The 20,645-nt window shown below is 45.4% G+C and carries 17 protein-coding genes and 1 pseudogene; 7 read left to right on the top strand and 11 right to left on the bottom strand.

The genetic code is table 11. The features are described 5' to 3' along the window. Positions 1 to 87: 87 nt before the first annotated feature. Positions 88 to 810, bottom strand: coding sequence for a hypothetical protein (locus PENNN9_RS03590; protein ID WP_058368374.1), 723 nt, complete (start codon positions 808 to 810; stop codon positions 88 to 90). Positions 811 to 985: 175 nt separating this feature from the next. Between PENNN9_RS03590 and PENNN9_RS03585 the strand changes: the two genes are divergently transcribed. After that, positions 986 to 1,588, top strand: a complete 603-nt coding sequence (locus tag PENNN9_RS03585) for a LysE/ArgO family amino acid transporter (protein WP_058368370.1) — start codon at positions 986 to 988, stop codon at positions 1,586 to 1,588. A gap of 106 nt (positions 1,589 to 1,694) precedes the next feature. Here the strand turns inward: PENNN9_RS03585 and PENNN9_RS03580 are convergent, their stop codons facing one another. The 4 genes and pseudogenes from PENNN9_RS03580 to PENNN9_RS03565 form a co-directional block, all read right to left on the bottom strand. Further along, the gene (locus tag PENNN9_RS03580; protein ID WP_058368369.1) at positions 1,695 to 3,077 is read right to left on the bottom strand and encodes an NAD(P)-binding domain-containing protein; all 1,383 of its coding nucleotides are present in this window, start codon (positions 3,075 to 3,077) and stop codon (positions 1,695 to 1,697) included. Positions 3,078 to 3,298: 221 nt separating this feature from the next. Then, a pseudogene (locus PENNN9_RS03575) lies at positions 3,299 to 3,941 on the bottom strand (MarC family protein). Positions 3,942 to 4,128: 187 nt separating this feature from the next. Further along, positions 4,129 to 4,989, bottom strand: coding sequence for a carboxylating nicotinate-nucleotide diphosphorylase (gene nadC / locus PENNN9_RS03570; RefSeq protein WP_058368368.1), 861 nt, complete (start codon positions 4,987 to 4,989; stop codon positions 4,129 to 4,131). A 164-nt stretch (positions 4,990 to 5,153) separates the two neighbouring features. Beyond that, the gene (locus PENNN9_RS03565; RefSeq protein WP_058368367.1) at positions 5,154 to 6,203 is read right to left on the bottom strand and encodes an NUDIX hydrolase; all 1,050 of its coding nucleotides are present in this window, start codon (positions 6,201 to 6,203) and stop codon (positions 5,154 to 5,156) included. A gap of 353 nt (positions 6,204 to 6,556) precedes the next feature. On the opposite strand from PENNN9_RS03565, the gene nadA reads away from it, so the two are divergent. The 3 genes from nadA to PENNN9_RS03550 all read left to right on the top strand — a co-directional run bounded on the left by nadA (position 6,557) and on the right by PENNN9_RS03550 (position 10,669). Further along, complete coding sequence (gene nadA, locus PENNN9_RS03560; protein ID WP_058368366.1) at positions 6,557 to 7,696, top strand: quinolinate synthase NadA; 1,140 nt, start codon at positions 6,557 to 6,559, stop codon at positions 7,694 to 7,696. Position 7,697: 1 nt separating this feature from the next. Then, positions 7,698 to 9,647, top strand: a complete 1,950-nt coding sequence (locus PENNN9_RS03555) for an L-aspartate oxidase (protein ID WP_082637974.1) — start codon at positions 7,698 to 7,700, stop codon at positions 9,645 to 9,647. Positions 9,648 to 9,757: 110 nt separating this feature from the next. After that, positions 9,758 to 10,669 (top strand): lysine exporter LysO family protein, encoded by a 912-nt coding sequence (locus PENNN9_RS03550; RefSeq protein WP_058368373.1) that lies wholly within the window; start codon positions 9,758 to 9,760, stop codon positions 10,667 to 10,669. A 33-nt stretch (positions 10,670 to 10,702) separates the two neighbouring features. Here PENNN9_RS03550 and PENNN9_RS03545 read toward each other — a convergent pair whose 3' ends face one another. The 4 genes from PENNN9_RS03545 to PENNN9_RS03530 all read right to left on the bottom strand — a co-directional run bounded on the left by PENNN9_RS03545 (position 10,703) and on the right by PENNN9_RS03530 (position 14,962). Then, positions 10,703 to 11,419 (bottom strand): OmpA family protein, encoded by a 717-nt coding sequence (locus PENNN9_RS03545; RefSeq protein WP_058368365.1) that lies wholly within the window; start codon positions 11,417 to 11,419, stop codon positions 10,703 to 10,705. Between the two features lie 77 nt (positions 11,420 to 11,496). After that, the gene (locus tag PENNN9_RS03540; RefSeq protein WP_058368364.1) at positions 11,497 to 12,087 is read right to left on the bottom strand and encodes an OmpA family protein; all 591 of its coding nucleotides are present in this window, start codon (positions 12,085 to 12,087) and stop codon (positions 11,497 to 11,499) included. A 17-nt stretch (positions 12,088 to 12,104) separates the two neighbouring features. Then, positions 12,105 to 13,358 (bottom strand): FAD-dependent oxidoreductase, encoded by a 1,254-nt coding sequence (locus tag PENNN9_RS03535; RefSeq protein WP_058368363.1) that lies wholly within the window; start codon positions 13,356 to 13,358, stop codon positions 12,105 to 12,107. A gap of 257 nt (positions 13,359 to 13,615) precedes the next feature. Then, a complete protein-coding gene (locus tag PENNN9_RS03530) occupies positions 13,616 to 14,962 on the bottom strand; it encodes an FAD-dependent monooxygenase (protein ID WP_227511708.1) in 1,347 nt (448 codons plus the stop codon). Positions 14,963 to 15,453: 491 nt separating this feature from the next. On the opposite strand from PENNN9_RS03530, the gene PENNN9_RS03525 reads away from it, so the two are divergent. After that, positions 15,454 to 16,545, top strand: coding sequence for a PhoH family protein (locus PENNN9_RS03525; RefSeq protein WP_058368371.1), 1,092 nt, complete (start codon positions 15,454 to 15,456; stop codon positions 16,543 to 16,545). Positions 16,546 to 16,822: 277 nt separating this feature from the next. Next, on the top strand, positions 16,823 to 17,428 hold the full coding sequence (gene ybeY, locus PENNN9_RS03520) for an rRNA maturation RNase YbeY (protein WP_058368362.1): 606 nt from the start codon (positions 16,823 to 16,825) through the stop codon (positions 17,426 to 17,428). A gap of 45 nt (positions 17,429 to 17,473) precedes the next feature. Here ybeY and PENNN9_RS03515 read toward each other — a convergent pair whose 3' ends face one another. Next, positions 17,474 to 18,349, bottom strand: a complete 876-nt coding sequence (locus tag PENNN9_RS03515; RefSeq protein ID WP_058368361.1) for a mechanosensitive ion channel family protein — start codon at positions 18,347 to 18,349, stop codon at positions 17,474 to 17,476. A gap of 180 nt (positions 18,350 to 18,529) precedes the next feature. Further along, positions 18,530 to 19,417, bottom strand: a complete 888-nt coding sequence (locus tag PENNN9_RS03510; protein WP_058368360.1) for an energy transducer TonB — start codon at positions 19,415 to 19,417, stop codon at positions 18,530 to 18,532. Positions 19,418 to 19,828: 411 nt separating this feature from the next. Here PENNN9_RS03510 and PENNN9_RS03505 point away from each other — a divergent pair, with 411 nt between their 5' ends. Beyond that, positions 19,829 to 20,590: a hypothetical protein gene (locus tag PENNN9_RS03505; protein ID WP_227511707.1), complete on the top strand. Its 762-nt coding sequence runs from the start codon at positions 19,829 to 19,831 to the stop codon at positions 20,588 to 20,590. Positions 20,591 to 20,645 lie beyond the last annotated feature (55 nt).

Below are 20,645 nucleotides of genomic sequence, written 5' to 3'. Positions count from 1 at the left end.
ATGTGTGCAGGCTATATTAAAGCCTTATATTGTTATGCATCAAATACATTATCTTTATTATTACTAACTTACTTTATGTTGGTAACGTCAGCTTTGGGTGCGGCTTTTTACGTAGCGATGGGTTGAGGCAAGACGATCCATAACCGTTTGATGCAACTCATCCAATAACTCATCAAGCTCGTAATCAATCTCCAAAAACAAATCTGTCAACATATCGCCTGCCGTCATTTTTCCTTGTACCATATTATTCTTAGTACGGTGCGGGCTAAAACGTTGAAGTTGCTCATAATGATGCAATGCCTCTGGGATACTCTCAGATATCAGTTTATCAATGACAAATTGACGTTCGTTGTGCTGCTGTTGTTGCTGCTCATTAAGCTCACTACTCCACTCACGGTAGCGCTTAAGCTTACCGTTGATTCGGTCTAGTATTGCAACAGCCTCAATCGGCATCGCATTTAGGGTGGCTTCATCGACCACATCAACAAGCTCAGTCATAATCGGACAGCTTCCATGTTTTAGATACCATAACGTATCTGGGTCAAAAGGAGGTCTATTCGCCGGGCGCATCTGAGAGCGATTGGACAAATAACGATCAGTTAACGGTGTTGACGTTTGAATATCATTAACTTGTGCCAGCGCCGCACAGATACGATCTGCACGCTCAGGCGGGGTCAATATAGAATGCTCACTACTGCTTTGATCGCTGGCCTTAGTCGTATTTAACTCAGGACTGCCCGCTGTCTGTTGGACATTTTGTGCCGCGAGTGTTGGCAAGTCATCTTGAGCTTGGCCAAATGATTGTAGCATTCTTGTCAGACTTACGACCATGACGTACTGTGCCCCTCATTCCTTGCAGTCAGATTGTGTTTATCTTGTATTGCATAGATTAAATCAATAGCGTATCTTAACAGCTTTTTAGAGCGCTGCCAGTACGCAAAATGTCAACATTCCTACACCCCAAAACATGAATCACTATCATATTATGAATGCTCCCGATTATATCTCTGGCTTCTTACTTGGTTTATCACTCATTATAGCCATCGGTTCACAAAATGCTTTTGTCTTAAAGCAAGGTCTTAAACGCGAGCATATATTTTTCGTCTGCCTGTTTTGTGCCCTCAGTGATGCAATATTGATATCTGCTGGCGTTGGCGGTTTTGGTGCAGTCACGGCACGCTATCCAAAAGTGGTCGATATTGCCAAAGTCGCTGGTGTTATATTTTTATTAGGGTATGGGTTACAAAGCTTGTATGCCAGTGTGCGCCTATCACATGCTCTTGATGTCGATGGACAAGTGGTCACCAGTCTAAAGAAGGCGCTACTCCTCTGCTTTGGCTTTACTTGGCTCAATCCACACGTCTATCTAGATACATTGGTGCTAGTTGGGATGGTTTCAACAGGAGCAGACAGTAAAGTTGTATTTGCAGCTGGGGCAGTCAGTGCCTCGTTCTTTTTCTTTTTTGCACTAGGCTATGGCGCACGATTACTCAGACCCTTATTTGCCAAACCAAAAGCGTGGAATATACTAGATGCTTTGGTCGGCATACTGATGCTGTATTTGGCTTGGCATCTATATCAAAGTTAAACCAGGGAGTAAATACAATTATCAATAAAGGCTGCAAAAACGAAAAAACCAAACACATTCATTGAACATGCTTGGTTAATAATGATAACGATTTATAATTTACGGTTTATGATGCCTTTTTACGTTTTTTAGGCTGAACAAAGCTTAAGTTCAAAAAGTGCTCTAATGAGTCATCAAGAACATCTAACCAAGGCTCTGGCAATTCAGGTGCTAGTGTACCTGTCAAAGTAGAACGATAAGCCTTTTCTCTAAAGGTCATGATGCCGTCTTTTTTGTGCTCTTGCCATTCTTTTAGGATCTCGCCTTGCTTCTCTACTGCAAACTCAGGATAGTCAGTCGCATCTGTTAAGTCGCGAATATATGCGGCTTGGAAATCAATAGAATCATCAACCGTTACGGATTTATCATAAGTAGCGAGCCATTTTTGCTCATCTGCTTGCCGTGTCGCCAAGTCAGGCAATTCAATATTGCCCATCATTACATCACGTGCATACCATGCTTGGGCATCAAACATATTAAAGGTAAAGTATTGATCCTGCATTCCTAGATAGATAAGCTTGGGGTTAGGCTGCCAAAAGATACCCTTATACAAGTTGGCTGGATATAGGCAGTTGTGTGTTTGTAGACGCAGCTCATCAGGCAAGAATGGGAAATGAAATAGGTAGCCGGTACACATAATGATAGCATCAAATTGTTGACTGGTACCATCTGCAAAATGCGCCACATCATCTTCAAAATGCGTCACTAACGGCACTTCTTTAATACCGTCTGGCCAGTCATAACCAAGCGCTTGCGTGCGATAGCTGATGGTGACTGATTTGGTACCGTACTTATAGCACTGCGTGCCAATATCTTCAGCAGAATAGCTACTGCCAATCAGTAAGATATCTTCGTCTTTAAACTCTAATGCATCGCGAAAATCATGAGCATGCAAAATACGACCTGGGAAAGTCTCTAAACCTGTAAAATACGGCATATTTGGCGTTGAAAAATGACCCGTCGCAACCACGACATAATCAAACTCTTCAACTTCTTGTTCATTGGTTTTATGGTTCATCACCGTCACGGTGAATTTTTGCGTGTCATCGTCAAAAGCCACCCAACGTACTGGGCATTCAAAACGAATATACTTTTGAATATCTTGCTTATCAATACGGCCCATGATGTAGTCTTTTAGGACTTCACGTGGAGGATATGAGGGAATAGGCTCACCAAAGTGCTCATCAAAAGAGTAATCTGCAAACTCTAAGCACTCTTTTGGACCATTTGACCATAGATAGCGGTACATACTACCGTGTACAGGCTCACCGTTTCTATCCAAACCTGTCCGCCAGCTATAATTCCACATACCGCCAATAGCGTTTTGTTTCTCATAACAAACTATTTCAGGTAAGTCTTTTACACCTGCTAAGCGAGCCGCTTCAAAGGCACGTAGCTGTGCTAAACCGCTTGGACCTGCACCCAAAATAGCAATTCTGTTCTTACTCAAGATCAACTCCTGCTAAAAATAGTGGACAATTACTATAACACAAAATTATCAATGGTGTTTAGGAGCACTGCTAGTTGGTTATTAATGAGCAAAACCAGAACTTAAGGCGTTGTTAAACAAAACAGGATTTCTACTATTTTTAGTGCAAGAGTATACGAATACGATGGCTTTTGAGTAGAAGTAAAAGGTTAGATGATTAGGTGACTAAACGCTCATACATTCTATATTAGGTCGGGGAATAACGTTCGTAGTCCGCTAACGATGATTTCAATAGAAACCGCTGCAAGCAACATACCCATGATTCGGCTCATGATATTAAGCCCAGTATCACCTAACAAACGGCTGATACGCCCTGCTGCCATCAGTGCTAAATAACAGAAAAGACTGATCAAAAAGCCTGCAATAAGAACCGCTGAGACTCGTAAGATACCTGAAATTTGTGAGGAATAAATAATAACCGTTGAGATGCCACCAGGTCCGATCATCATAGGAATGGCGAGAGGTACGACAGCTGAAGCAGTGCTTGGTGGAGCGCTTTGTATATGATCAACATCGAAGTTTTCTTGATCGGGCTTTACTGGGTTACCATCACCATTCATCATATTAAGGGAGATTAAAAAAAACTAATATGCCACCTGCCAACTGAAATGAGCCAATAGAGATACCCAGTAACTTAAGCAAGGTCTCGCCTGCTACGGTAAAAAAGCTGATAGTAATAAAAATGGTCAAGCAAGCAATACGTGCAACTTTACGTCGATTGATCATCGAGTAGCCGCGAGTCAAGTCTAAAAACAGTGTTAGCGCACTAAATGGATTAATCAATACCACAAAAGCTAAGATAATTTTGATAATTTCAGTATTCACTGAGCGCTCGCTTGTCTATCGGTAAAAACCAGGCAAAAAGATAAGGTCATCGTGCGAGTGCAACGATGACCCAATAGGCGGTTAGCAATGGTATTGTAGCATAGGCAGATAACCTAATTAAATCATTAACTTTGGTTAATATTTGCCCGCCTCAGTAATGAGAAAATCATCATTAATTAAACGGTAATTAAGCGCTAAAATCAAGACCGATATCGAGCGCGGTGGTACTGTGCGTCAGATAACCCATGGCGATGAAATCCACCCCTGTTTGGGCGACCGCTTGCACCGTCTCAGGCGTGATGCCTCCCGAAGCTTCTGTCTTGGCGCGGCCTTGGCACATAGCCACCGCTTGCGCCAAAACATCAGGCGTCATATTGTCCAGTAATACCAAGCTTGCGCCCGCATCAAGCGCCTGCGCTAACTGCGCTAAGGTGTCGACCTCTACCTCAATCGGAATCAGATGACCGGCGAAGTCTTGCGCTTGCTTGATGGCAGTTGCGATATCGCCTGCAATCGCAATATGATTGTCTTTGATCAAAATTGCATCGTCCAGCCCCAAGCGATGGTTACGCCCGCCGCCGCAGCGTACAGCATATTTTTGTACCGTCCGTAGGCCAGGAATGGTTTTGCGCGTACAGGTGATTTGCGCAGGGTATGCAGCCACACTATCGACGATCTGCCGTGTCGCGGTCGCGATACCGCTCAGGTGCGTCATAAAGTTGAGCGCGGTACGCTCAGCAGTGAGCAAATGACGCGCATTACCGCGAACGATTGCCAGCACTGTCCCCGCCTTAACCCTCTCACCATCAGCGACCTGAGCGTCAAAACCAATCTGCGTATCGACCATATCAAAGGCCAATCGCGCCAAATCCATACCGCAGATAACCCCTGCTTGGCGCGCTTTGATCTGTAGCTGCGCTTGCATATCTGCTGGGATAGTTGCTTGTGAGGTGATATCGCCGCGCCTGCCCAAATCCTCTGTAAGAGCGGCCTCTACTAAAGGGCGTAGCAACACCTCATTTAATGCTGGTTCTTGTTTGCCTGTCATCGGTTATCCTTATCGTTGCGCATTTGCCTGATAAATATGTCATCGCCAGTGATATCATCACAAATAGCAATAATATCACTGGTATCACGGTCATTTTTTAGACTCAAAATGAGCATAAATATAGCGTAAAGCACCCCGCCCTGCAATAAAATAATGTCATTTAATTATTTGCGTTTGGGCAGCTTGCTATCCATAAGCAGGCTTTGTAACTCGATATCATGTCGAAAACGATACAGCTTGGCGGGCCGGCCGCGCTGGGCGCTACTGCTCTCTCCTGTTTCCATCACTAGGTTTTGTGCCTCAAGCAGGCGGCGAAAGTTTTGCTTATGCAGACGCATACCTGATAACGCCTCTACGCTTTGTTGCAACTGCGATAAAGTGAACACATCGGGCATCAAACCAAAAATCAGTGGCCGATACTCTATCTTGGCTCGTAATCGAGAGATGGCAGTGGCAATCACGCGGCGATGATCGTAATACATCGGCTCACCTATCAGCTGCGACCAGTTTTTGGGCAGATCGGTTAGCACATTGGATAAGTAGCTTGGCGGATAGCTTGGCGCTTCAGGTATCAATCCTGCTTCATAAAGCATCTCATAGCGCAGCAACACATGCTCAGCGACCCATTCTCTATTTTCTGGAAGCTGCTCCCGACTGGCCGCGCTGGCACCCAAGCTTGGGGACTGTTGGCTTATCACATGTGCTTCACCGATGCCCCAACACAGCTCAATACGCTGACGTCGCCGCTGCTGGGTGATAGCGTCATCTGCCTCCTCTGCCCATGCCAATAACGCTGGTACAATAAACGAGGTAATGATACTTGGCGCACCATCTAAGTGGTTTTCCCAAGGGAAGTAATCATACCAATCTCGCCATAGCGCTTGGCTTGGCAGCTTTGGCGTCTGCGTCTCCTGCACCAGCCCTAGATAGCTGACATACACTAAAGCATGACCATCGACATTGCGTCTATTGGTATCGACAAAGGTATAAAGCTGCTCTAAATACCCAAGTGGCTGCTGCGTCTGTTCCTCCACCCACTGGCGCACCCCTGCTTGCAACGAGCGATGCAGCGGCATCAGTGGCCCATTGGGCAACAGCTTGCCCTGATCGACCGTTAGGACACGGGCGGTATGCTCAGTAATCGCAACGAGTACGGCAACCACTTCAGTGGTGCCACTGCCTTGCTGATGCGCATGTGAATAAGACAACGTCATAAGTGTATTTATCATCCTCGGTAGAAAATTAAACTCAGTACATAAACAAGCTGAGTACAAAAACAAACTCAGTATACAATCAAAACAGCCTTGCTACAGCAGTCGTTAGCACCGTTTATCTATATAACATTGATACGCCCTAGTATAGCTCGAATCTAAGACGATCATAGTCTGTCGCTGTAACATCAGCCGAGCCTCACGCCTTAATACAGTTAGAAAAATCATAAAAAAACCCCTTGTTTTTATGCTCAAAATGAGCATAATTAAAACAATTTATGATTTTGCTTCAGCAAATCACCCTAATATTACGACATATGATGTGTCACTATCGCACCAAAGGAAAGGTTGCAGCTATGAAAACTTATCCGTACGACGCCCCTATCATGAGTACCGACCAGCGCATCGCCACTCAGATGACCACCGAATACGCCAGAGCAAAGATACCTACCGAGTTGCCACGCTCTGAGCGGCTGGCGGTTGAAGAAAATATCAAGCACTTGCTAAAAGCGCATAACGCTGTGCTCGTCGCTCATTACTATGTCGATCCTTTTATCCAGGATTTGGCTTTGGCGACTGGTGGCTGTGTCGGTGACTCGCTTGAGATGGCGCGCTTTGGACAAGCACATGAAGCGCAGACATTGGTAGTGGCAGGCGTGCGCTTTATGGGCGAGTCAGCAAAAATTCTAAGCATGGAAAAGACCGTCCTGATGCCTGATTTAGCAGCGGAATGCTCGCTTGATTTGGGCTGTCCTGCAGATGAGTTTGCCGCATTTTGCGACGCCCATCCTGAGCGTACCGTGGTGGTTTATGCCAATACCAGCGCCGCGGTCAAAGCGCGTGCCGACTGGGTGGTGACTTCCTCTGTCGGTATCGATATCGTCCGTTATTTACATGCGCAAGGTGAACCTATCATTTGGGGGCCTGACCGTCATTTGGGCAAATATATCGCTCGTGAGACTGGCGCAGACATGCTGCTCTGGCAAGGCTCTTGTCTTGTGCACAATGAGTTTAAGGCGACCGAGCTGCTGCAATTAAAAGAAGAGCACCCAGACGCCAAAGTGCTGGTGCATCCAGAGTCGCCCGATAGCGTGGTCGCACTCGCTGATATCGTCGGCTCGACCAGTAAGCTGCTCAGCTCGACCTATGAGATAGATGCCGAGACCTTTATCGTAGCGACCGATTTGGGCATCTTGCACGAGATGCAAAAACGCTCGCCAAACAAGCGCTTTTTGGCCGCACCGACCGCTGGCGACAGCGCCAGCTGTAAGAGCTGCGCGTTTTGCCCGTGGATGGCGATGAATGGCCTAAAAGGCATCGAGCAGTGTCTGACGCAGCGAAGCGGTGAGGTCATGTTGACGCCTGAGCTGGCAGCGGCCGCCAAAAAGCCTTTACAACGCATGCTTGATTTTGCCGAAGCGCAAAAGAAACGCGTGACAGCGAGCGGTGACATTGTCAAAGACCGCGCACTATTTGCTAACGTTGGAGCTGCCTAATATGAGTGAGGCGCATACAGCCGCTAATACAAGCACCCCTGCTGATGATATCCATGGCGTCAGACACACAGATGTGTTGATCATTGGCGCAGGTCTTGCAGGATTGAGCACGGCGCTGGCCTTACCGCAAACACTTAACGTGACGATACTAAGTAAAGCGGCGCTGGACGTTTGCTCCAGTCATTATGCTCAAGGCGGTATCGCGGCAAGTTTGGATGCCAAAGACTGCGCCGCTGATCATATCGCTGATACGCTCATCGCTGGCGCAGGATTGTGCGAGGCAAAAAACACCACAGAGATACTAAGCTCAGGCGAGCAAGCGGTGCAATGGCTGTGCGAGCAAGGCGTGCCCTTTACTCGCCTCCCAAAACAACACGCGCCAGCAGAAAAAATAGCGACATTAAACAGGCTTAAAACCCTTTATCAGAGAGGCTTTGAGACGACAGCCTTACAAACCAGCGACTTACACTTGACCAAAGAAGGCGGCCATGGCTGCCGGCGCGTCGCTCATGCTGATGATGCCACTGGCCGACATATTATGGAAGCCCTCGTTATAAAAGCGCAAGCGGCGTCTAATATCACCATCCTGCCCTATCATGAAGCGCTTCATCTGCTAAAAAATACTGACAATCATTGCCGAGGTGCACTTGTTTTTGATCATGACAACCAGCGCACGCTGACTTTTTATAGTCGCGCAGTGGTGTTGGCCAGTGGCGGTCTAGGACAGTTGTTTAAACGTGCCAGCGCACCCAATGTCTGTGTCGGCGATGGCGTGATGATGGCATGGCAAGCAGGTTGCCGCTTGGCAAATCTGGAGTTTATCCAATTTCATCCGACAGGTTTGGCGCTTGATGACAGTAGTTTTTTAATCTCTGAAGCCCTGCGCGGCGAAGGTGGAAGGTTATATTGTCCGCAGACGGGTAAACGCTTTATGCTAGATATTGACGCACGCGCAGAGTTAGCACCGCGAGACATCGTCGCTCGTGCTATCGCCGAGCAAATTAGCATCAATGGACTTGGCCATGTTTATCTTGATGTCAGTCATTTGCCAGCGCCATTTCTACAAGCGCACTTTCCGCAGATTTATCAAACACTATTAGACCTTGGCATCGACATCACCACCAACCCGATCCCAGTTGCCCCCACCGCGCATTATAGCTGCGGCGGCGTGGTTACTTCTGCTAATGGCTTGACCGATGTGACAGGGCTCTATGCGGCGGGAGAGGTTGCTTATACAGGCCTACACGGCGCCAATCGCTTGGCCAGTAACTCGTTACTAGAGTGCGTGGTGGTCGGGCGCCATATCGCCGCCGATATCCCGCGCTATCTACAAGCAACTAAAAAACCAGATGCCACGTCCATTTATACTAACTCAGAGCAGTCCATCTATGATATTTGGACCCCGCCGATGCTGGCAGACTGTCAGCGTATTACCTTGCCATCGTCCATTGAATACCAACGCCATGCTAATGACCATCACAACGTCAATGTCCGCACCAGTACAAATACTGACATCGCTGGCATAACCACCCTATTAAAAGCGTTAATGACCTCGCATCTGGGCATCACTCGTAGCGCCGAGCAATTAGAACAAGCGCTGGTACAAATTCAGAAGTGGCAGCAGCAGCTTAACTGCGTAAACCCCAATCAAATAGCTATCGGTAATAAGGATAAGGCCGCTATTCTAAATGGTTTGCCTTACTTTCAATTAGCAAGACAGTTGCAGTTAGCGACCTTAATTATACAGTCGGCTTATCAGCGTCATGAGAGTCGCGGCGGGCATTACCGCAAGGATTATCCAAACTTAGCGAGCAAACCTAAAGTGAGTGTGATTAACCCTCTATCAGACAGTCTGCCTAGCCATATTGATGGATCTGATAAACTTGCTATAGTCAGTCAAAAATATAGCCACCAAGATAATCATTCGGAATCAACCGTTGGCGCCCTATAAAATAGTGAGAATATGGCAATTTTTGTCCACTCGTTCCAGCATTTATAGCCTAATATGATACAATCTCCAGCTTCCTAAAAATGCCTTCAAAAAGCTGCGAGCACATCATCATGCAAAGCCTAGTTACCCTTGTTTTGGTATTAATGCCAATGTTTATTGGCTTTGCCATCCCCTCTAATCCTAAAATGACTAGGCTTGCTGATAAAGGCTTGTCGTACTTGGTTTATGTCATCTTAACCCTTATCGGTATTGAGCTGTCACAAGTAGAAGGGCTGGGTAACCAAATAGGCGAAATCGCCCTATATGTCACCATCTTATCGATACTGACCATTGGCAGTGGCTTGTTTGCGCTTATGCTTTTTGACCGTCTGCGCCCGTGGCATGCCAAAAAACCCAGCGTCAAATCCAAAGAGCACCGCGTCAGTATCCGCGGTAGCTTAGCACAAGTGATTTGTGTCGTGATTGGCATGGTGATTGGTTATTTTTTACCGGCAGGTTATATGCCGCCTGAAAACACCATGACCGTCATGCTGATGATATTGATCTTATTGGTCGGTATCGGCCTCAAAGGCTCAGGCATCACCCTAAAAGAAGTTCTGCTCAATAAGCGCGGGGTTGAGATGAGTATTATCTTTACGTTATCGATATTGGTGGGCGGCCTTGTCTTTGCGCTGATATTTAGCGATGTATCGTGGACCAAAGGCTTGGCGCTGGCGTCTGGATTTGGCTGGTATTCGCTATCGGCCATCGTCATGACCGATGCTTATGGGGCGATTTGGGGCAGTGTGGCGCTATTTAATGACTTGATACGTGAGTTTTTTGCCTTGATATTTATTCCCGTGTTTATGCGTAAATATCCATCAGCTTCAGTAGGTCTTGGAGGCGCGACCAGTTTGGATTTTACCTTGCCTATCATTCAACAATCAGGTGGCCTAAAAGTTGTGCCACTGGCGATTAGTTTTGGCTTTATTATTAATATTGTCTCGCCCGTACTGATGGTGGCGTTTTCGGCGTTGGGGTAAGGTTAAATTTTGACGGTTTATCAAAATTTGCCATTATTCAAAAGGCTTACAGTGCTTAGCGTATCCACCATATCTTTGAATATTAGATTTATATTTAAGATTCATTAAATCATTGACTAAACTACTCGCCATTAATGTCGCGCGGCGTTGTTTTGCCTCAAGGCCGTTAAGATTAAGTGCTTTAAAACTAGGGGTTATATAGTCTGTTTCTTTAACTAAGATTTTATTTGAGCAATCATAAGTACGGATACGCTTAGGATCAATATCATGTTGCAAGACTAACGTGTTTTTGATACTAAGGGCGCGATTGCGTGATAAAGAATCGAAACCGAGCGTCACTACAGTATCTTCATCCATTTCATTAGTGGCTACATGACCAAAAATAAAAACACTGGCTTCTGGATACTCATTGATTTTCTCTGCCATTTTTATAAAATCTGCATTATAAATATCAGGTAGTTGACTGCTCATAGGTAGAAAAAATCCCCTAAACTCCATTTCGAGTGCATCACCACCCTCAATTATTATTTTACAGCCTTTAGCATCGACCACTACGTTAGGTGGCGTTTCAGGGCACTCATCTATATCATCAAGCACACCATCGCCATCTAAATCGCTATCCGCCTGCATCGTCCTGATGTTTTCATATTGCGGTATAGTTTTGGGCGGTACAGTTTCGGTAGTTTGGCAGCCAGCTAATATTATAGATGCTGCTAGTAACAACAACGTGCGATGGGTTTTAATGGTCATTATTACGCTCTCTTCATCTAGAATAACTAAAGGCCTTGCCTATCATCACTTTCACGTTTTTTAAAATGCTCAATATATTACTCAACATTACTAATAAGCGCATAAATACGCTGGTTGAGCCAACTGTTTTCGGCATCATTTAGCGCAATCGGGCGCTCTGATCCATGGTAAACGGTCTTAATACGATCAGGATCAATATTATGTTTCATGATCATATAATTTTTAATCCCTTCCACACGGTATCTTGATAATGTTTGATTGGCGCTAGTTTCTTCACGCTTGGATATATGCCCTTCAACACGCATGACAGCGTCCAAATGATCTTGCATTTTTTTGCCTGCGTTATCTAGCTGTTCATAATACCCACTTTTTATCTCACTGCTATTTTCATCATAATAGGCTCTAGCTTCCATCATAAATTCGTTTTCACCAAAAAGTAAGGAATGGGGACAGCCTCTTTCATCGATGACTACATTCCACGGCGTAGCAGGACATTGGTCGATGTCGTCAGGAACGCCATCGCCATCTGAGTCTAAAACCGCTGGAACGACGGGCGATACGATAGGCGTTTGCTGATTAGCCGCTACTAATTGTGGCGTAGTTTGACATGCGGATAAGACCAAAGCGCTGCCAAAAATAATAATCGCCGAATATATACTTTTTTTCATAGCAAACTCCTTTTCAGTTAAACCCCACTCGCCTGCTTCGCAAACAGTTTCATCAACGGCTTAATTTTCCCCACGCGGTACATGCCTTCGCTACGAATCTGCTGAATCAGACGCATCTGCGCAAGCGAGCCTGCAAACAGCCAATTAAGCGCCGAAAAGCTGTGCATCATCAGGCTATTATGCGGACGACGCAGACGCTCATAGCTACGCAAGGTTTGGTTCGTGCCCCACAGCTTATTGCCACTGCGCGCATAGTCGTGCATCAACTGCTCACTTAGCGCCTTCACATCGAGCATGCCCAGATTTAACCCCTGACCTGCCAGCGGATGCACACCATGGGCGGCATCGCCTATTAGCACCAAATTGTCCTGTACATAACGCTTCGCTTGCTGCGCGGTCAGTGGAAAGCTGGCGATGGACTCTATCTGCTCGATTGCGCCCAGCTCATAGTGACTGGCAGCGGCCAATTTATCAGCGATCTCGCGCTCGTCTTCCTCGAGCAAAGCCAGTGCATAATTGCGCGGCAGTGTCCAGACAATGGACTGCCAATGCTGCGGATTGGCTTTATCTTCATCAGTGATATCCGCTAATGGCAACAGAGCCAGTGTGCCGGTCGGTAGCATGGCTTGGCGTGCGGTCGCTTGATGGGGCTTGGCAGTCTGAATCGCACAGCAAATCGCGGTTTGCTGATAGTCAAGCGTGTCCAGCCCAATCGCCGCCTGCTGACGGACAAACGAGCCACGACCATCGGCACCGACGAGCAGATGCGTATCGATAGCAGCGCCGTCCGCTAGCGTCACACGGTAGCCCTGCTGCATCCCGCGCCAGTCCATATTGACGACTTTTTGCCCTGCGATGACGGTCAGATAATCACTGACATCATCCTCAGACAGACGCTGCCATAAGGCATATTCGATGACCGCTGGTTCAACCATACTGCCAAGCAGCTCTGGCGCACTGCGGCCACTATCACCAAATAATAGCTCACCCATACCATTGAGTTGCCATACCTGCATCTGCGAGTAATCCGCCTTACGCCCCGATAGTGCTATTTTTCGCCAAGCGCCTACGTCTTTTAGCAGCGCAATACTGGCGCGGCTCATCGCATAAACGCGGGCATCTCGCTTGCCAAGAACCTGTTGCCATGCAGACTCATCTCGAGCAGGACGCGCATCGATTAAGGTCACGGGCATTTTGGCTTGTGCCAGCTTTAGCGCCAGCGTCGCACCGACGATACCGCCGCCGATAATGAGTGTATGGTTGTTTGTCATAAGTTAGCTCTCGATATCAGGACGTATTAAACATTTTAAACATTTAAAAATAAACACTGCTACTGGTCAAAGTACTACTGAAAATTCTTGCATCACTTTAGTTATGGAGATAGTCGTTCCACTATAAAATAAACACAGTGCTACTGGGATGAATTTTATGCAGCCTCTGGAGTGACAAAGTCACACAGCAAGCAAGGGAAATTTATACCAGTAGCACGCTGGCATAGCTGTATTTTTCTTATTTAGGATTCACTATATTACGATTTTAAACCCATTGCATAATTTGCCACCAGCGGTTTGATATTGGGCAGTTTATCAAACGCCACCAGTGCCATATTACGCGCCAATTTGATGGCAGGATTGGGATGGGTAAAGCCATGGACGACCGCATCACAAAAACGAATGACGCGTTTTTGGTCCGTTTGTCGGGATTTTTCGTAGCGCGTGAGCAATGCCGGACTACCGATATCCTCGCCTCGCAACACTTGCGCGCTCAGCATTTTTGCCAGTACGTGAGCATCGCGCATACATAGATTAAAGCCTTGACCTGCCACTGGGTGCAAGGTGTGGGCAGCATTACCCATGATGACGCAGCGGCCAGCGACTTGCTTATCTGCCAGTACGCGTGTCAGCAGATAGGCACCGCGGCGACCAGAGTTGACAAACGTGCCAGCACGATCGCCAAATGCCTCCTGCAACGTCGCCAAAAAATGCGCATCGTTTTCTAGATATTTATCTTCTTCACCGGTTGGGCAGACCCAAACCACCGAGCGTCTGTAGCCTTTTTGATATTCCTCATTGCCATCGCCTTCTGGGTCGGTCAATGGCAGCACCGCCAGTGGCCCTGCTGGACTAAAGCGCTCAATCGCTTTATGCTCATGCGGCTTGTCTGTCTCTACCACACCGACGATGGCGGTCTGCTGATAGTCATACGTCGTCGTGCCGATGTCTAATAGCTGGCGCACGGTAGAGTCGCGGCCATCGCAAGCGACCAGTAGACTGGCCTGCAGCTGCTGCTCGTGCTCTTCTTCGCCGTAGTAGCTAAAGCTGAGCGTCACGCCATCAGGCTGCTGCTCGACAGCGATGACGTTGGCATTATCAATGATACTAATCAGCGACTCCTGCTGCGCGGCCAGTAGTAGCTTACGCCCCAGCCAAGCGTTTTCCATCACTTGCCCAAACGACTCGACTTGCTCGTCCGCCTTATTTAACTGCGCACGTCCAAAGCTGCCTTGCTCGCTGATCTGTACCGCATCGATGCGGCAGGCATGGCTTTGTAGCTCATCCCACAGCCCAATCTCTTGGTAAATCTGTACTGTGCGCCGCGACAGGGCGGTGTTGCGACTGTCCAAATAATGACTGCGCGTGCTGTCATCGTTTGGACTAATGGTTGGGTAGCTCATCTTTTCTAGCAAAGTACTGGCGATACCGTGATGGGCGAGCAGCAAGGCAAAAGACAGACCCACATGACCGCCCCCTGCGATCAGTACTTGCTGGTCGGTGATTGCCGTTTTATTATTTTTCGTATCGAGAGCCTGATTGACGGTATTCGAATGCGTAGCATTTGTCTTGGTTGACATAGTTGAATGAGTATCTTGTATCATTATTATTCCTATTGGAACTGATTGGATAGAGCGGTTATACACACCTATTAAGTATTTTTATTCAGTAATTGATAGGTATTTGATCGTTTACTAAGGCTTTTATATAACGACTAGACCGTTTTTGGACAGCTGATAGATTACCATAAATTGCCCGAACTTCTGTGTCCTTTACAGAAAGCTTATTATGACACTATCTATAAATACTTCCTCATACAACAGAAAACTGCTATCCACTGTAAGTGTTGCAATCCCCATACAAAAACCAAGCTAACTACCCTTGTATATGGCTTGAAATTTAAAAACTATCAACCATAATAAAGACAAGATAGCTACTTATCATCTTCTATATAATTAACGATTTTACTGTCATCTCTCTACTACTTAAAAGTAATAAGTTTTTACCATTGTTTTATTTATTAAGCCCACAGTTTTGCTGATGTTGAAGAGCAATAATGGGCAACAAATACAAGGATAATCGCTTGACTGATTCTATGAACCGCCGTATAAAGTTTGAATCATTAACTCCAGCGCAGCTTAAGACCGTGCTTGGCGAATACAATAATCACATGAAATACCTACAAGATCGCCTCGATATCAAGATTATTCAACGCCAAGGTGACTTTTGCCTGAGCGGTGATGTGACTGCGGTCGAGCGCGGCGAACGTATCATCTATAAGCTGGTTGACGAAGCCCAAAATACTAAAGACATTAGTGCAGAAGAGCTGCATCTTATCATTCAGTCTAGTATCTCGCGCGAGCAAGATATGGAAGATGAGCAAGAATCTGCCGATGATGAAGACGATGCAGCCGATTTGGATTCGGCAAATGATTTTACCCCTGTTAGTCTACGTACTCGTAAAGGCAAAATCATCCCACGCGGTGGCAATCAGCAGCGTTATGTAAAAAACGTGCTCAGCTCCGATGTGTCATTCGGTATTGGGCCTGCCGGTACGGGTAAAACTTATCTTGCGGTCGCCTGCGCGGTCGATATGATAGAGCGTAATGAGATCGAGCGTATTTTACTGGTTCGTCCAGCGGTAGAAGCTGGGGAGAAGCTAGGCTTTTTACCGGGTGACTTAGCACAAAAAATTGACCCCTACTTGCGCCCATTATACGACGCACTATATGAGATGCTAGGCTTTGAAAAAGTCGGTAAAATGATTGAGCGTCAAATTATCGAAGTTGCGCCACTCGCCTATATGCGTGGTCGTACCTTGAATAACTCGTTTGTCATCTTGGATGAGGCGCAAAATACCACGCCTGAGCAAATGAAAATGTTTTTGACGCGCTTAGGTTTTGGTTCACGCGCCGTCATCACAGGGGACATCTCACAGGTCGATCTACCGCGCGGTACCAAGTCAGGACTGACGCAAGCACTAGATATCCTAAGCGGTATTGAAGAGATTCATATCACTAGGTTCGATTCAAAAGATGTGGTACGCCATCAGCTGGTACAGCAAATTGTTGAAGCTTATGATGTGTTCGATAGTGAACAGCTGCTATTAGAAGAAAAACGCAAACAAGAGCGTATTGCAGAGCAAGAACGTAGACAGGCAATTGCTGATGCAGCCTCCAAGCTGTAGCTAAGCATCTTTAAACAGTGTCTGTCTAACTCAAAAGACCGGATTACTAAAAATAGTGATCCGGTCTTTTAATTAACATTAAATAAAAGTAGGGCGTGTTGATAAGCATAATATAGTGAGTTCAGTACAAAAACGTTACAGTGGGACTGGGATGAATTTTACGCAGCATCTGTCGGCGTAGGCACAGCACGCAAGAAAAATTTATACCAGTTCCACGTTGACATACAATGTATCTGTTTTATTTAGAATCAACTATACCTCTCCTTAAGGTGAAGCTATGAACCAATCTAACAACGATAATATAAACGTACTAAAGACAAGTGAACTAGACAAGGTTGAGCTTGATGTCAGCGCTATTGATAGTATCGATGAGGGGTTAATCAGTTGTTACTATAGTGAAGATCGTCTATTACCAATCATGGTTGCAACTTTAAAATATATAGATAGACATCTCGAGAACGGACTGACGCTCCCCTACTTCGCTGATATCAGCCTTGAGATATGGCAGGATAAAGTTAAAGCGCTAGATATATATATTACTGACAAGATTGAAGGTCGTGAATTAAATTTGGAAGCACGGGGCAAAGATTATGCGACCAATATTTTGTCTTACCCAAGCGAGATGCCAGTTAATATTATTGAGCTGATGCCAACACTGCCACTGGGAGAGCTTATTATTTGTCATGAAGTCGTGGCGCATGAAGCTATAGAGCAAGAAAAAACGCTGACGCAGCATATTAGCCATTTACTGGTACATGGTATGCTACATTTACTAGGTTTCGATCATGAGCTTGGACAAGCTGAGCAAGAGGAGATGGAAGGGTTTGAGATAGAGATTTTGGCAAGTCTCAACCTACCAAATCCCTATCTACCAAACGCTTGATTCTGACGAGGTCAGTTTTTTGACCTAATCAATCTCTTAAAATAATCAGTCCTTGGTCATGGGCAGTTTTTGTGATTGGCCCATCTGGTTAATCATCTGATCTAAGCCTTTGACATGGACGCTACGCTGCGGGAATGGAATCTCAATCTTCTCATCATCTAAAGCGTACTTAAACTGCTCAAGCAAATCACACTGCATGGTCCACCAATCAGCATTGGTTGTCCAAACATTGAGAGTCAAATCTACCGAGTTATCGCCAAGATTGGTCACGCGCACGATAGGCTCAGGATCTGTAAAGGCCATCGGGTTGTTTCTGGCCAAGCTTAGCATGACCTCTTTGGCGGTTTTGATATTAGCATCATAACCAATACCGACTGTGATGTCGACGCGGCGGTTTGGCAGCGCGGTATAATTGATCACAGCTGATGTGGTGATATCACCATTCGGAATGATGATATCGTGATTATTAATCGTGGTAAGATGGGTATTAACCAAAGTAATTTCAGTAACTGTCCCTGTGTAACTGCTAATCTGTACATAGTCACCAGTTACAAACGGCCGAAAAGTCACAATCATAATGCCAGCAGCAAAGTTTGACAACTGATCTTTTAACGACAGACCAATCGCGACCGCAGCACCGCCCAATATAGCAACGACTGAGGTGGTTTGTACACCAACTTTGCTCAGTGCGGCTAAGACCACAATGACCAGCAACACCCCATACATAAGACGACCCAAAAAGCTGGCAACAGTATCATCTAAGCGGCTACGTAACATGATACTATGAGCAAATGTCACGGCCTTCTTGGCAAGCCAGCGCCCTACCACGAATATTAGTATCGCTAAAGCCACTTTAAACACTAAGCTTAATGCATTATTTGTTAGTGTCGCAACATCAATAGTAAAACCTAAAAATTCCATACCGACTCTTTATTCTGTAGCTTTGTTTGTTTATCAGATTTACGATCACAATCGGATGCCAGTTATTATTTTGATAGCTTTGGTATCTTAACCTGGTTATCCTGACAGTTTATACCCTATTTTGTTCAATAAGTCTTTTATACTCTATCTATAAATCCGTTGTTCTTTGTCCGCTTATATTTAATAAGTTACTTCTACTTTATCACTATAACGATAGGTACGTATCAAACGAAGCTCAACAATATCGCTCATATCTGCGGTAAATTTGCCAAAGGGTGCAGCTTGCCGTACTGACTGCTTGGCAGCTTCATCCAATATCGTCGAGCCTGAGCTTTCAAGTAAGCGAATGGCTTTAATATTGCCATCATTGCTAATAATCACCATAAGACGCACTTCACCTGTGATACCTTGGGCACGTGCCTGCACTGGATAGTGCAAGTTACCAACTCGTTCGACATGTTCACGGAAGGTTTCGATATAGTCTGCTGCAGCACCGCGCGTCGTCGAATTGCTATCAACGGTCACCACTTTAGATTTGGTAGCATATACCTGTTGACGTTGAGACAACTGCGCCTCTAAAGCTGCAATCTGCTGACGTAGTCTCTCCTCTTGCGCCATCATATCATCTTGCGCTTGCTTGCTGTCATTATCAGCTTCTACATCAGCCTTACGCCAGCTCAAAGTGGTACGTAGATAACTCTCTTGATAACGCTGTTGACGTACTTGGCGCTGCAGATTGATAACATCTTGCGTTTTACTTATCTGCTCTGAGGTTAATGGACTTGTTTGGACGCTTTCTTGTCGCACTTGTTGACGTACTGAGCCGCTGCCTTGTTGGGAAGCGTTAGCAATATAATGAGCATCTTCGTTTGGCTGCATATTGTCTGTCAAAGCTTTTGCCACGTCTTGCATCAACGCGGCGGGATCTTGTCCCATAGAAAAGCTGATGCCAAAAATAAGGATGCCATGTACTAATAATGCAATAACAATAGCCACTGGTAAACTAAAATCACGCGTCGCAGCAGGGGTAGAAAAATGATAGCTTTGAGAGTCTTTAATATGGGCCACAATAAATCTCAAATTATAAGCTTAAAAACAGCGGTCATCGTTTTGATACGAACATACCGCATTATGTAGATTGTAGCCCTCTTATAAGCAATAATTATGCCGATCAATCGTTGTAACTGCGTCATCATAACATGAGCAGCAGTTATATCGCTATAATGTCACTTTATCATAGCCAAAACGCAAATAAGGCTTGAGACTAGAAGCGTTACGACCCAACTATGTATGTTTGCTTGGTATTCTTCGTTATGTTTTTTAGGTTATTTGCTACAATATAAGGCCTTACGTTTTGTAGCGTGCTATTTTGCTATATACTATTTTCACTCGTCATAGTGCTATCTGCGTTATCAATTAGCGTCTGACAGCCAATCATGTAGTAAAAATAATCCTACTATAATCATAAGGATAACAAGTTTGAGTAACTTTGATAACTTTGACAACTTCTCCGATAATCTTGGCTATCAATTCAACGAATCATTTAGTGATGGTTGGGAGAGCCTAACCCAAAGTATTAAGAATATTTATAATAAAACTGCCGATAAGCTTGATGACGAATTGGCTTTGCCTGTTGCGCAAAAATACGTCAACGATGCATTGCAAAAGTTCGTCACGGACAATGTTAAGTCTATCTTAGAGTTGAGAGTTGAGTTACATGATGACTGGTTTCGTCTATACTGTACAGTAAATGCTGCTGGTATATATGCTGAAGTAGCTGGTAACTTTAGCTTAGTACATGCTCAACTTGATCGTAACGTACAGCGTTTTGTGTTTGGACAACTGACTTATACAGATGTGCTTAACTTACGCTGCGAATCATTCTTAAAGCTTCAAGGGGTCAAACTTGCTATCTGGTTTTATCATAGCGTCCTAAAAAAAGATCCTCTAGGCGTAATCCTAACTTACATCAATATTGCTCGTGCTAAAGAAGATATTATTTATCTCGATATCAATCGCTGGCTTAAGAAGAACCAAAAAATCATGAGTACCCTACACAAGGTACAGGTAAATTACGGAGAGGTTGAAGAAGATCAATTGATTCTAAAAGCACAAATTAATTATCGCGATTTACTGGGCGGTAGTAGTGGTGAAGATATCATTGGTGATGATGATGAACCCGAATTAATGCAAGGACCTATCCATCCTGTAGATGACGCAACTGAGCCCAGTACAGAATAGCTACGATCTATATTACAGCTTTTATTGGGTAACAAAAAACGCTGCCAATCATCAG

The sequence above is a fragment of the Psychrobacter sp. ENNN9_III genome (genome assembly GCF_001462175.1).
Lineage (GTDB): Bacteria > Pseudomonadota > Gammaproteobacteria > Pseudomonadales > Moraxellaceae > Psychrobacter.
Note: the sequence above shows the minus strand (reverse complement) of the source record. Positions and strands in the feature narration are given on the sequence as shown.